A 13,209-nucleotide genomic window follows, 5' to 3' on the forward strand; every position below is an offset into this window, starting at 1 on the left:
TCGGGGTGTGGCGCAGCTTGGTAGCGCGCGTCGTTCGGGACGACGAGGCCGCAGGTTCAAATCCTGTCACCCCGACCAGAGAAGACGGGAGGCGCTGAGGAACCCGCTGCGTCCCGCCGGGCCCGGGTCAGCTGCACGAGGTCCTCCGGGGCATCGATCTCCAGCAGCGCGCATGGACCGACCGACCGCTGCCACCTCCGCGCGAAGGCCTCCGCGTCCGCCCGTCGTCGTCCGAGGAGGGCCGGGACCGGCAGGAGGCGGTCCTTCCGCGTGAGCAGGCGGGTGGCCCACAGGACGAGCTGCAGGAGGGGTTGATGGTGGAGCCTCGCCGGTTCACCACGATCGATCCGGAGGAGGAACCGCGGGCTGCGGACGGGGCCGAACAGTTCGGCGAGCGCCGTCGCGACGACCCGGCGTTCCGCGGGTGAGCCGCCGAGCACCTCCAGCTCGAACCGCTCGACGAGATCCTTGCTCCCCTCCGGGGCCACCCGGATGTCCCCTTCACCGAAGGCGGGGACGTGCCCGGCATCGTGCAGCGCATCGGCGACCGCCCGCACCACCCGGCGGTAGGCGGCGGTCGTGGTGAAGGCCTGCCGGGCCGCGAGGCCCACCTGCCGGACGAGCGGCCGGACGAGCCAGCCGGCGAGGCCGAGCGCGAGGGCCGTGCCGGCGAGCCCCGCAGCGGGGTGGACCTGCCAGAGGGCCCCCAGCGGCCGGCCGGACTGCACCAGGACCGCACCCACGATGACGATGATCGCGGTGAGGATGAACTGCAGCGTCCACCCGGTCCTGAAAGCCCGGGTGCGGGCACGGCTCACGACGGCCGCCGCCCCCTCGCGGTCCGCATAGGGCTCACCGATCCGCCACGACCGGTAGCTGTCCTCACGCGGGGGCAGCGCCGCCGCGGTGCTCTCGTTGAGCCCGGCGACCGTCTGCCGCCGGTCCTTGCCCTCGAGGGCACGCAGCCAGCCTGCCTGCTGCTCCGTGAGCGCGATCGGCAGTCCGCGGACCACCTGGGTGGAGTCCTCCCGCAGCAGGCCCCAGATGCGATCGTGCTTCCGCTTCATCCTGCGGAGGTCGGGCGCGGATGCCAGGGCGATCCTTGCGGGGATCACGGCGGTGACCACCCAGTTGTGGGCCACTTTCCGCGGCCAGGCGGGGTCCAGCCGCAGGGTGCGTCCGCGCAGCTGCTGGGTGGACGACGACGTCGCGACAGCGGTGAGGTCGATCAGCGTGTTGACGGCAGGGCAGTCCCACCCCTCTCCGAGCAGCCCCCGGGTGCCGACCACCACGCGCACCTCCCCCCGCGCGAGCAGGGCGGACACCGCGGCGACGACGGCCGCGGATCCCCGGCCCGCCGTGTCGAGGTCGAGCACGCCCGGGGAACCGTCCACGGGGGTCGGGGTGAGATCGGCGTCGAGGGCTGCGGACAGCGCCGGGACGAGGACGCCGGCATCGCGCGCGGCGATCCGGAGGTGCCGGGCGGTGACGAGCACCGGGCGCAGCGCCGCGAGTGTCGCGTCGCCGGCCACGGCGTCGAACACCCGCAGCGCACCCGCCGGGCGGCGGGCCGCGCCGCGCTTGTTCCCGTGGACCGCGAAGTCGGCGATCACCACGGCGCGCACGAGGTGTCCGGTCGCCTGGCCGAGCTCGAGGCGGAGGATGTCGCCCACGGCGGCGTCCTTCGCCGCCGACGAGGCGAGCAGCGTGTCGATGGGGTCGCGGCCGCGCCGGACGCCGCGGTCCGTCAGGGTGTAGCCGAAGTCCGCCACCGTCCGCTTGATCCGCTGCCACTGGTCGGCGCGTGAGGGGTCCGGCAGCACCCGGTCCAGCGCGTAGCGGGCGAGCAGGCGGACACTCTGCTCGGTGTCGGGCGGCGTGCGCAGGTCGGGGGGCAGCAGGGCGCGCAGCGGATGGTCCGGGGTGAGGTCGAGCAGCATCCGTGCGGCCGACTCGGCGAGGCCGAAGTCGCTCGCGAAGGCCCGCGCGAGGCGCTGCTCCGGTGGCTCGTCACCGCCGTCGGACGATGGCTGGAGGAGCGCGGCGACGTAGGTGACGCCGTCGTCCCCGGCCAGCAGCTCCCGGATGAGGCCGGCCAGGCGGCGCTCGTGGTCGCGCAGGAACACGAGCTCGTCCTCGATCGGTTCCACGAACCAGACGTGGTCCCGGTAGGGCGCGAGATTGCCCTCCTTGACCACGGCAGGGGTGGGCACCTCGTAGTCCACCTCGCCGAGCAGGCCGGCGTAGTTGTCGTAGGACCGCTTGTCCTCGACCGACGGCAGCGTGGCGGTCAGCCCGATCAGCAGGGGGGTCCGTCCGGCGTCGCGGATCCGCGAGGCGAGATAGGCGACGACGAGCGCCCAGTGATCGAGCAGGTGGTGGCATTCGTCCAAGAGGATGGTCTCCACGCCGTGCTCCACGAGGCGGTCCACGAGGGCCAGGGCGTTGGGGTGGAGCACGCGGGCCAGGAGGTCCGCGTCCTGCTGGGCGAACTGCCGCCGTAGCGTGCGGGACCGGCGTGTGACGCCGTCGCGGAACGCCGTCGGATTGGCCGCCCGGAGCGCCTCGATCCATTCGCCGGCCGCCGTGGCCGTGCGCCCGCCCGCCTCGAGTTCGCGGGCCCATTCGGCGACGGCGAGATCGGTGAGGGGGTTCCCTCCCTCGATCACACTGAGCATCTGGTACGTCAGGACGGTCAGGTCGCCGAGCTCGTGCGGGTCCTCCGACACGGCGCCGGATGCGCCCTCGAGTCCTTCCGCCGCCCGGGCCCATTGGGAGCGGATGGTCGCCGTGGGGGCCAGCGCGACGGCGGGGGCGCCGCGCCGCGCGGCGAGCAGCAGGCCGAGCAGGGTCTTGCCCGAGCCGGGCGGCGCCACGATGTGCAGGGGGTCCCCGGCGACGACCGGCACCCGCTCGAGCACGTCGGCCTGGTAGGTGCGCAACCGTCCGGTGAAGCGCCAGGCCGCCAGCGGCCTGGCCTGGACGGCGACGGTCTCCTCGAACTGCTGCATGGCGCTTCCTCCCCCGGGCGTCGTCGCCTGAGCGCGCCGACGTGCCGCGCGCGGCGAGGCCATGCGCGGCAGCCCCATCCTAGTGGGGCCGTCAGGGGTGGCCCGCCGGTCCCGGCCGGTGGGCCTCGCGTGTCTCCGGCCGCGGTCAGCGCGCGGAGACCGTCACCACCTCGTAGCCGCCGGGCTCGGGGTCGCCGAACTTCGCGTTGACGAGTGCCAGCGTGTTGCCGAACAGTGCCACCGTCGTCGGCACCTTGAACAGCGGACTCGTGATGACGTCCTCGACCTCGCCGCGCGTCAGGTCCTTCGACAGGTCGATCCGGCTGACCTGGTTGCTGAAGTTCTGGACGGCATACACGGTGTCCCCCTTGGCGAGGATGCCGTCCACGTCCGGCAGCGCACCGGTCGCGATGTCCGCGCTGACACCCGTCTCCGGGTCCACGGTGTAGAGGGCCTTCTTCGCCGAGTGCGCCACGATCAGCGTCCTGCCGCGGTCCACCGACGTGATGCCGTTGAGGTTGAAGGCCCCCGTCAGCGCCTTTGCCGGGCCGGTCAGCGCGATCGTCTCCGGGTCCCCGAGCTCGCCGTCGTGGTCGACGGGGACGAAGTACAGCTCCGCGGCCTGTGAGTTGGTGAAGTAGGCACCGTCCCGCGTGAGCGTGACGTCGTTGATGAACGCACTGCCCGTGGCGAGCAGGAGGTCCGCCACTTCCGCGCCCGTGTCGGTGTCGTAGACGTATGCCCGGCCCGTCGCGCCGCCCGAGACGAACAGCAGGTCGTTCCGGACGTCGGCCTTGAGGCCGACGGCGGCCCTGCCGTCGGGTGCGTCGATGAAGAGCTCGGCCGTCCCCTTCCGGAGGTCGCCGCGGAAGATGTCGCCGCGGCCCAGGTCTCCTGCATAGAACGTGGAGCCCTTGCCCTTGGCGATGCCCTCGGCGGAGGATGCGCCGGGAAGCGGAATACTGATGTCCTGCTGCCGATGGGAGGACACCGACATCGGGGGAGACGACGTCGGCGGTGCGGCCGCGGCGCCCGCCGCAGGTAACAGGAAGGCGGTCACGGCGAGCGCGAGGGCCGCCCGGGCCGCGCGTCGGGTGGCGGTCGAGCGACGCGGGGTGTGCTGGGTGCTGTTCACGGTGCTCCTCGAGGGGTCGGCGCCGCTGGTTGCCCTGAGGATCCGCACGGCGCTGGTCGAATGAAGCTGGTCGAATGGACCTGGCCGGATGAAGCCGGGCCGACCGGCCGGACTGGACTGCAGGCCGGACCGAGACGACAACGATCCGTGCACGGGCATCGTCCCCGCGCCCCGGCGTGGCGCCGGAAACCTGCCTCAGGCGAAGGTGCGGCCCGTCAGTCGCTCGTACGCCTCGATGTAGCGGGCGCGCGTGCGCTCGACGACGTCGGCGGGCAGCGCCGGCGGCTCCGACTGCCGGTCCCAGCCGGAGGCGTCGGAGGTCAGCCAGTCCCGGACGAACTGCTTGTCGAACGAGGGCTGCGCCTGCCCGGGCGCGTAGAGGGCGGCGTCCCAGAAGCGTGAGGAGTCCGGCGTCAGCACCTCGTCGCCGAGGGTGATGCGGCCGGTGGCCGGGTCGAGGCCGAACTCCACCTTCGTGTCGGCGAGGATGATCCCGCGCTCCCGGGCGATCGCCTCCGCCGCGGTGTAGATGTCGAGGGTGAGGGACCGCAGCTGGGCCGCGGCGTCATCCCCGACCGTCATGACGACCGCGTCGTAGGTGATGTTCTCGTCGTGCTCGCCCACCTCGGCCTTCGCCGACGGCGTGAAGAGCGCCGGCTCGAGCCGGGAGCCGTCCACCAGACCCTCGGGCAGCGGCAGGGAGCAGACGGTGCGGGACTGCCGGTACTCCAGCAGTCCGCTCCCGGTGAGGTAGCCGCGGGCGATGCACTCGATCGGGTACATGACGAGCCGGCGGCAGATCATCGCCCGGCCCTCGACGGCGGCGGGCACGCCGCCGGCGGCGTCGGACGCGATCACGTGGTTCGGGATGCCGCTGAGCCGCTCGAACCACCAGAGGCTGAGCTGCGTGAGCACGCGCCCCTTGTCGGGGATGCCGGTGGCCAGGACGTGGTCGTAGGCACTCATGCGGTCGCTCGCCACCACGAGCACGACGTCGTCGCGCCCGTCCTCCGGCTCGTACAGGTCGCGGACCTTGCCGGAGTAGACGTGCCGCCAGCCCGGCAGGTCGGGATGCTCGGGCGCGAAGGTGCTCATGCGGTGGCCGCCGCGGGGCCCGTGACGGCGATCTCCGAGCGGGAGGCCTTGAGGGCGATGTCCGTGCGGAACTGCCCGCCCGCGAGGTCGATCCGGCCCAGGCTCTCGTAGGCGGTGGCCCGCGCGTCCGCGAGCGAGTCCCCGACGCCGACGACGGCCAGCACCCGGCCGCCGGAGCTCACCACCTTGCCGTCCCGCAGGGCGGTGCCGGCGTGGAGGACGCGAGCGCGCTCCACCTCCGCGGCCTTCCTGAGCCCGCGCACGCGCCGGCCCGTGACCGGGGCGTCGGGGTAGTTCTCGGAGGCGAGGACGACGGCGACGGCGGTCTCGGGCGACCAGTTGAGGGGGTCGATCTGGTCGAGGGCACCCTTCGCGGCGGCGAGCAGCACCCCGCCCAGCGGCGTGGTCAGGCGCGCGAGGACGGCCTGCGTCTCGGGGTCACCGAAGCGTGCGTTGAACTCGATGACGCGCAGGCCGCGCGCCGTGAGTGCCAGGCCGACGTAGAGGACGCCGGCGAAGGGCGTGCCGCGGTGCGCCATCTCGTCGATCACGGGCTGCGCCACGCGCGTGACGACCTCGTCCACGAGGCCGGCCGGCACCCACTCGAGCGGCGAGTAGGCGCCCATGCCGCCCGTGTTGGGGCCCTGGTCGCCGTCGTGGATGCGCTTGAAGTCCTGGGCGGGTGCCAGCGGGACCACGGTGCGGCCGTCGGAGAGGACGAACAGCGAGACCTCGGGTCCGTCGAGGTACTCCTCGATGACCACGGTGCCTCCCGCCGCGAAGCACGCGGAGGCGTGGGCGCGGGCCTCGGCGAGGTCGTCGGTGACCACCACCCCCTTGCCGGCGGCGAGCCCGTCGTCCTTCACCACGTAGGGGGCGCCGAACGCGCAGAGCGCCTCGCCGGCTTCCTCGTCCGTGGCGGCGACGCGGGCCATCGCGGTCGGCACGCCGGCGGCGGCCATGACCTGCTTGGCGAAGGCCTTGGACGCCTCGAGCTGCGCGGCGGCCCGCGTGGGTCCGAAGACGGGGATCCCGGCGTCGAGCAGCGCGTCCGCGACGCCGGCGGCGAGCGGCGCCTCGGGTCCGATCACCACGAGGTCCGAGCCCAGCCGGCGGGCCAGCCCGACGACGACGGCGGGATCGTTCGCGTCGATGTCGTGGGTGGGGACGTCCTCGGCGATCCCGGCGTTGCCGGGGGCGGCCTGCACCTCCCGGACGAAGGGATCGGCCAGCAAGGCCCGGACGATGGCGTGTTCGCGGCCTCCGGGGCCCAGTACAAGAACCTTCACAGTTAGACAGCGTACTGGAGGGGCTCCCGGCCCGACACAGGATCGGCGCCTGTTACGGCGGCCCGCGCGACCCATACGGCCCACGGGCCTCTCCGAATACTTCCCATGAGCAACCTCTCGACGTCCCGCCGCGGCCTTCCCCTGCTCGCCGCGCTCGCCGGCATCATCGCCGCCGGCGTGGTGCTCGGCGTCGCCGAACTCGCCGGGGCCTTCTTCCGGGCGAGCGCCACCCCCGTCATCGCCATGGGATCCACCTTCATCGACTTCACCCCGCCGTGGATGAAGGACTTCGCGATCGCGACGTTCGGGACCAATGACAAGTCGGCGCTGCTCGTGGGCATGGGCATCACGATCGCGCTGCTGGCGGCCGTCCTCGGCATCGTCGCGTTCCGGCGGTGGGCGCTCGGCGTCGCCGGGGTGCTGTTCATGGGGGCCGTCATCCTGGCCTGCGTCCTCACCCGTGCCGGAGCCTCCCTGCCCGATGCCCTTCCGACCGTCGTCGGCACGGCCGCGGGGCTGCTGGCGCTGCGCCGGCTGACCGCCCGCCTGCGCCATGCCGCCGTCGTCCCGTCCTCCGACGAGGCCGCGTCGGCGGACGCCGCCGGACGGACGGGCACCGCCATCACGGAGACCGACGGGACCGACGGCACCCGCACGGTGGCCGTGGCGACCGCTCCCCCGCGGTCCGGCGCCTCGGGCTCCGGTGCGACGTCACGGCGCGGGTTCTTCGCCGCCGCGGGCGTCACCGCCGTCGTCGCTGCCGCGGCCGCCGGCGGGGGCCGGCTGCTCGCGGGCGCCCGCAACAACGTCGCCGCCCTCCGGGACAGCCTGCAGTTCCCGGCGCCGGCCAGTCCCGCGCCGGCGCTGCCCGCGGGCGTGCAGTCCCCCGTGGCGGGCGTGACACCCTTCGTCACCCCGAACGGCGACTTCTACCGGATCGACACGGCGCTCAGCGTCCCGCAGCTCACCACCGACGACTGGGTGCTCCGCGTGCACGGCATGGTGGAGGAGGAGTTCGAACTCTCCTTCCAGGACCTCCTCGACGCCGATCTCATCGAACGCCACATCACCCTCACGTGTGTCTCCAACCCCGTGGGCGGCTACCTGGCCGGGACCGCGAAGTGGCTCGGCTACCCGCTGCGCGACGTCCTCGCGCGGGCCAGGCCCCTGGACGGCGCGGACATGGTCCTGTCCACGAGTTCGGACGGCTTCAGCGCCTCCACGCCCCTGCCCGTGCTGCAGGACGACCGCGACGCCATCCTCGCCCTCGCCATGAACGGCGAGCCGCTGCCCGTGGAGCACGGCTTCCCCGTCCGCATGGTGGTCCCCGGCCTGTACGGCTACGTCTCGGCGACCAAGTGGGTCGTGGACCTCGAGGTCACCCGCTTCGCCGACCGGACGGCGTACTGGACGGACCGCGGGTGGTCCGAGCTGGGCCCCATCAAGACGATGGCGCGCGTGGAGGTCCCGACGTCCTTCGCCCAGGTGGACGGCGGCGCCGTCATGCTGGGCGGCGTCGCCTGGTCCCAGCAGCGCGGCATCACCGCGGTCGAGGTCTCCGTGGACGGCGGTGACTGGGAGCCCGTGAACCTCGCCGCCGAGGCCTCCGTGGACACCTGGCGCCAGTGGTCGCACGAGGTCTCGCTGGAGTCCGGGCTGCACACGGTCAGGGCGAGGGCCACCGACGCCGTCGACGGCCTCCAGACCGACGAGCGCGCGGACACCGTCCCGAACGGCGCGTCCGGCTGGCAGTCGGTGCAGTTCACGGTGACGTGACCCCGGGCCTGCGCCCACCGAATGACCCTCCTCTCCGGTGGGCGCAGTGGTGTCAACGGGGGATCCCCGCGGGCCGGCGCAGCGGATAAGGAATACTGGGACCATGCCCTCCACTTTCACTACGGCTGACGCCGTGGACTTCGCCGTCCTCGAACGCAACGGTTTCATCGAGTCCCGCCACGTGGGGGCCGCCGTCGTTCTCGCCGCCGACGGCTCCGTGGTGACCGGGCTCGGGGACATCACGAGCCCGATCTTCCCGCGGTCCACGCTCAAGCCGTTCCAGGCCCTGGCCAGCATGAAGGCGGGGGTCCCCCTGCGGGGACCCCAGGTGGCCCTCGCGGCGGCAAGCCACGTGGCCAGCAGGGAGCACATGGACGTGGTGCGGACCATGCTCGCCGCCGCCGGGGTCACCGAGGACCACCTGCAGTGCCCCGAGGACTGGCCGCAGGACGAGGAGGCCCGCAACGAGCTCGTCCGCAGCGGCAAGGGCAGGCAGCGCATCGCCTTCAACTGCTCCGGCAAGCACGCGGCCTTCCTGTGGGCGTGCACGGAGAACGGCTGGGACACCGACACCTACCTCGACCCCACCCACCCGCTGCAGCGCTCCGTGGCCTCCGTCATCGAGGAGTACACGGAGGAGTCGGTATCGGCCTGGGGCGTGGACGGATGCGGTGCGCCCGTCGCCGCCGTCTCGCTGACCGGCCTGGCCCGCGGGATCGGGAAGATCGCGAAGGCGCCGTCGGACAAGCACGCGGACGCGCGCGCGGCGACGATCGCCACCGCGATGCTGGACTACCCCTGGGCCGTGCACGGCAACGGCATGGAGAACTCGGTGGTCATGGAGGACCTCGGCGTGCTCGCCAAGAGCGGGGCCGAGGGCGTCCTCGTCCTCGCCGCGCCGACCGGAGCGACCCTGGCCCTGAAGGTCCTCGACGGCAACGCCCGCGCGGCGACCCTCGTGGGCCTCACGCTCCTCGCCGCATCCGGCGCGATCGACGCCGAGAAGGTCGGGGCCACCCTCGAGAAGGTCGTCTCCCCGGTCCTCGGCGGGGGCCGCTCCGTGGGCAGCCTGCGCCTGGCCGCCCCGGTCCTGGCCCTGCTCGACTAGGAGCGGCAGCCCATGGCACGACGACGCATCACCGGTGAGGACGGCCGCCGCGCGCTGGCACAGGTGGCGGACGGCTCGGCCGGCCGCCCCGAACTCGCCATGGCGGTGCGGTTCACCCTCGAGGAGCTCGCGGAGCTCGCACCCGGCAACAGCGTCGAGGTGCGCGTCCCCCCGTTCGGCGTCACCCAGTGCGTCGAGGGGCCCCGCCACACCCGCGGCACGCCGCCGAACGTCGTCGAGACCGACGCCACCACCTGGCTCGCGCTCGTCACCGGGGCCACGACCTGGCCGGACGCCGTCGCGGCGGGCAGGGTGGCGGCCTCCGGTCAGCGTGCCGATCTCAGCGCCTGGCTCCCCCTCGTCGGGCGCCCGTGAACGGTGACGCGCCCAGCGCCGACCTGACACCGCCATCGGGCCCGGCGCCCGTCGCCGGGCCGGCCACGCGTCCGACGACGGCGGCACCGTCCCTGCGACGCGCGGCCGGCCCGGCGGAGCACCGCCCGGACCGCCCCGCCACCGCTCCCGCCACGCTCCGGGGGCGGACCGCCGCGGCGGTCCGCCGGCAGCCGCCCGGCGCCTGGCTGACCGGCCTCGCCGCAGCCCTCCTCTACACCGTCTTCTCCGTCACCCAGTGGAACCGACTGGAGGCGCCCTCCTGGGACCTCGGGATCTTCACGCAGCTCGCGAAGGCCTACGCGGGCGTCGACACGCCGATCGTCCCCATCAAGGGCGAGGACTTCAACCTCCTGGGTGACCACTTCCACCCGCTGCTCGTGCTGCTGGGACCCGCGTACGCGGTCGCGCCGTCCGGCCTGACCCTCCTTCTCGTGCAGAACCTGCTCTTCGGGCTGTCCGTGGCGGTCGTCGCGCGCACGGGCATACGGCTCCTCGGGTCCGCCGCCGGGATCGCCGTCGGGGTCGCCTATGCGCTGTCCTGGGGACTGCAGTCCGCCGTCGCCGCGCAGTTCCACGAGATCGCGTTCGCCGTGCCGCTCCTGGCCCTCGGCCTCGAAGCCCTGCTGGCAGGGCGTGTGCTGCCCGCCGTCCTGTGGAGCGGCGTGCTCGTCTTCGTGAAGGAGGACCTCGGGCTCACCGTCATGGCCCTCGGGCTGGTGATCGCGTGGCGGCTCCGGTCGGTGGCCGGCCTGTGGCTCGCCGCCTGGGGGGCGCTGTGGCTGGTCCTCTCCGTGCGCGTGGTCCTGCCGGCCCTGAACGCCGCCGGCCAGTACGACTACTCGGACCGCATCGACGCCGGTGCGATGATCGCGGACCCCGCCGGCGCCGTCGTCGGCCTCCTCACCGGCACCGCGAAGCACGAGACGCTCCTGCTGCTCCTGCTCGCCGGCGGCGTCCTGTTCCTCCGCTCGTCGCTGAGCCTGGTCCTCCTGCCCACCCTGCTGTGGCGGTTCGCCTCCGGCCAAGAGGGGTACTGGGGTCCCGAGTGGCACTACAGCGCGGTCCTCATGCCCGTGCTCTTCCTCGGCCTGGTGGACGGCGCGCACTCCCTCCGGAGCACCCGCCGCCGCTGGGTGCGGTCGGTGGCGCTGCTGGGGGTCCCCGCCGCCGTCGCCGCCTGCCTGGTCCTGCTGCCGACCCAGAAGTTCGCCGTCCTCGCCGAGCCGGACACCTACCGCCAGTCCGCCCGCTGGGACGCCGCCCACCGCATGATGGGCCTCATCCCCGAGGGGGCCACGGTGGAGAGCGGCGTGGTCCTCATGGCGTACCTCGTGCCGGAGACCCGCGTGTACTGGCTCGGCAACGCCAATCCCGCGCCCGACTACCTGATCGTCGACGCCGACGACTGGAGCTGGGGTGCAACCCGCCCGGCCGACGCCGAGGCCCACGCGGAGCAGCGTTTCCCGGGGACGGACTACACCCTCGCGTTCGACGAAGCGGGCTACCAGCTCGTCCGGCTGGAACGCTGACGCCCGGTAGCCTTAATCCATGACCTCCGAGCAGCCGCACACCTCCCCCGACCAGCCGGATCCGCGGGGCGACGATGGGGTGCCGGCGGACGGCCGGACCGCCCCCGGGGATCGCCCGACCGCCGGCCCTGACGCACCGGTCCACGGCGCCGATCCCGTCCGGCCGCCGTCGCCCGCGCCGGCGGCGCCGGCTGTCCGTGAGGTGACCGTCCGCCGGGCGCCGAAGTTCGTACCGTTCATGCTGGTCGGTGCGGTCCTCGGGTTCCTCGCGGCCCTGGTGCTCGCCTACACCGGCCCGGAGGACCCGACCCTCACGCGCGAGTCCGTCCTCGGGTTCTTCACCGTGGCCTTCGCCCTGCCCGGGCTGCTCCTCGCCGCGCTGCTGGTGCTCGTCATCGACCGCCGCAGCGTCAGGCGTGCCGAGCGGGCACGGGCGGAGCGCACGGACGACGCCTGAGTCCCTCCACCGGCGGATGCCGCTGCTTACACCCCGGGCCCGGGTGACGACAGTAGGGCGTGATGGGGGAACCATCGAGCCGGAGAAGAGGACTGTGCCATGAAGGCATTCGCATGTGGAGATGTCGTACCGGGCTGCGAAGCCCGCTGGGTCTGCAGCACGGAGGACGAGGTCCTCGCCCGCGTGGGAGCGCACGCGGCGTCGGCGCACGGCCTGACCGAGATCTCGCCCGAGCTCGTCGGCGCTGTCCGCGGCAGCATCGTCGCCGTCTGATCCCGCTCCCGATGGAGGCCCTGGACCAGGCGGTGGCCGCGCGGGAGAGCGCCGAGCTCGCGGCCGCGTGCCTCGGCGAGGGGATCACCTCCGCCTACCAACCCATCATCGATACCGCCCGCGGCACGGTGGTGGGCTACGAGGCCCTCGTCCGCTTCCCGGGGTACGGCGAGGGGAATCCCGAGGTGTGGTTCGCCCGGGCGCGGCGCGAGGGGCGCGCGGCGGAGCTCGAGGCGGCCGCGCTCCGCAGCGCCTTCCTGCACCGGGGAACACTCCCGCCGAACTGCTTCCTCACCGTGAACGTCTCGCCCGCCCTGCTCCTCTCACCCCTGGTGCGGCAGGTGTGGGCCGAGCAGGGCGGCCTCGGCGGCGTCGTCGTGGAGCTGACGGAGCAGACGCCCATCGAGTCCTACCTGCAGCTGGAACCCCACCTGAACTCCCTGCGCGCAGCCGGCGCCATGATCGCCGTCGACGACGCCGGGTCCGGCTACGCGGGCCTGCAGCACCTGCTCGCGCTCCGGCCGTCCATCATCAAGATGGACCGGGAACTGGTGCGCGACATCGACGCCGACGAGGCCAAGCGGGCCCTCATGGAGATGATCGGGCTCTTCGCCAGCAGGGTCGACGCCTGGATCCTCGCCGAGGGCATCGAGCGGGTGGAGGAACTCGACACCCTCGCCGCCCTCGGGGTCCCCCTCGTGCAGGGGTACCTGCTGGGCCGGCCCGCTGCGCCCTGGCAGGACCTCGACCTCGACCTCGCGCTCCGCCTGTCCACCCGGGTGCGCGACGCCGCCGCGTCGACGGTCCGCGGCGTCCTCGAACCGGCGGCGACCGCCCCCTCCCCCGGCGCGGCGGCGGCCCTGTTCACCCGGGACCCGGACCTCACCGACGTCGTACTCCTCGACGGGAGGCGACCGCAGGCGGTCCTCAGCGAGGAGGCGGCGCGCCTGGGCATCGTCACCACCGGCCTGGTCGTCAACGTGGACACACCCGTCGACGAGGCCCTCGCCCGGTCCATCACCCGGGAGGCGGGCTCGCGCTTCGCTCCGCTCCTCGTGACGGACAACGCTGGACGATTCGTCGGCATCGCCCGGATGGAACGGCTCATCGGAAAGCTCGCCGGCACGAAATAAGCGCCCC

Annotated in this window: 11 protein-coding genes and 1 tRNA gene; 8 read left to right on the forward strand and 4 right to left on the reverse strand. The window is 73.5% G+C overall.

All coding sequences use genetic code 11. The annotated features are described in order from the left end of the window. Position 1: 1 nt before the first annotated feature. Positions 2-78, forward strand: a tRNA-Pro gene (locus tag MWM45_RS15005). Here the strand turns inward: MWM45_RS15005 and MWM45_RS15010 are convergent. The 4 genes from MWM45_RS15010 to purD form a co-directional block, all read right to left on the reverse strand. Continuing rightward, complete coding sequence (locus MWM45_RS15010) at positions 57-3,011, reverse strand: DEAD/DEAH box helicase family protein (protein WP_247827125.1); 2,955 nt, start codon at positions 3,009-3,011, stop codon at positions 57-59. The genes MWM45_RS15005 and MWM45_RS15010 overlap by 22 nt on opposite strands. A gap of 145 nt (positions 3,012-3,156) precedes the next feature. Further along, a complete protein-coding gene (locus MWM45_RS15015) occupies positions 3,157-4,146 on the reverse strand; it encodes an SMP-30/gluconolactonase/LRE family protein (RefSeq protein ID WP_247827126.1) in 990 nt (329 codons plus the stop codon). 195 nt (positions 4,147-4,341) lie between these two features. Then, the gene (locus MWM45_RS15020) at positions 4,342-5,241 is read right to left on the reverse strand and encodes a phosphoribosylaminoimidazolesuccinocarboxamide synthase (protein ID WP_247827127.1); all 900 of its coding nucleotides are present in this window, start codon (positions 5,239-5,241) and stop codon (positions 4,342-4,344) included. After that, the gene (purD, locus tag MWM45_RS15025) at positions 5,238-6,530 is read right to left on the reverse strand and encodes a phosphoribosylamine--glycine ligase (protein WP_247827128.1); all 1,293 of its coding nucleotides are present in this window, start codon (positions 6,528-6,530) and stop codon (positions 5,238-5,240) included. The genes MWM45_RS15020 and purD overlap by 4 nt, the downstream gene beginning before the upstream one ends. Positions 6,531-6,635: 105 nt before the next feature. Here purD and MWM45_RS15030 point away from each other — a divergent pair, with 105 nt between their 5' ends. The 7 genes from MWM45_RS15030 to MWM45_RS15060 all read left to right on the forward strand — a co-directional run bounded on the left by MWM45_RS15030 (position 6,636) and on the right by MWM45_RS15060 (position 13,202). After that, entirely contained in the window at positions 6,636-8,306 is a 1,671-nt protein-coding gene (locus MWM45_RS15030) for a molybdopterin-dependent oxidoreductase (RefSeq protein WP_247827129.1), read from the forward strand. A gap of 103 nt (positions 8,307-8,409) precedes the next feature. Next, on the forward strand, positions 8,410-9,414 hold the full coding sequence (locus tag MWM45_RS15035) for an asparaginase (protein ID WP_043441777.1): 1,005 nt from the start codon (positions 8,410-8,412) through the stop codon (positions 9,412-9,414). A gap of 12 nt (positions 9,415-9,426) precedes the next feature. Beyond that, on the forward strand, positions 9,427-9,789 hold the full coding sequence (locus tag MWM45_RS15040; protein ID WP_247827130.1) for a sterol carrier family protein: 363 nt from the start codon (positions 9,427-9,429) through the stop codon (positions 9,787-9,789). Further along, positions 9,786-11,339, forward strand: a complete 1,554-nt coding sequence (locus MWM45_RS15045) for a DUF2079 domain-containing protein (RefSeq protein ID WP_247827131.1) — start codon at positions 9,786-9,788, stop codon at positions 11,337-11,339. The genes MWM45_RS15040 and MWM45_RS15045 overlap by 4 nt, the downstream gene beginning before the upstream one ends. A 19-nt stretch (positions 11,340-11,358) precedes the next feature. Next, the gene (locus MWM45_RS15050) at positions 11,359-11,796 is read left to right on the forward strand and encodes a hypothetical protein (RefSeq protein ID WP_247827132.1); all 438 of its coding nucleotides are present in this window, start codon (positions 11,359-11,361) and stop codon (positions 11,794-11,796) included. Between the two features lie 99 nt (positions 11,797-11,895). Next, positions 11,896-12,069 (forward strand): DUF1059 domain-containing protein, encoded by a 174-nt coding sequence (locus MWM45_RS15055; protein WP_082046019.1) that lies wholly within the window; start codon positions 11,896-11,898, stop codon positions 12,067-12,069. 11 nt (positions 12,070-12,080) lie between these two features. Next, positions 12,081-13,202, forward strand: a complete 1,122-nt coding sequence (locus tag MWM45_RS15060) for an EAL domain-containing protein (protein WP_247827133.1) — start codon at positions 12,081-12,083, stop codon at positions 13,200-13,202. Positions 13,203-13,209: the final 7 nt, after the last annotated feature.

Origin of the sequence: Arthrobacter antioxidans (genome assembly GCF_023100725.1) — a bacterium.
GTDB classification, from domain to species: domain Bacteria; phylum Actinomycetota; class Actinomycetes; order Actinomycetales; family Micrococcaceae; genus Arthrobacter_D; species Arthrobacter_D antioxidans.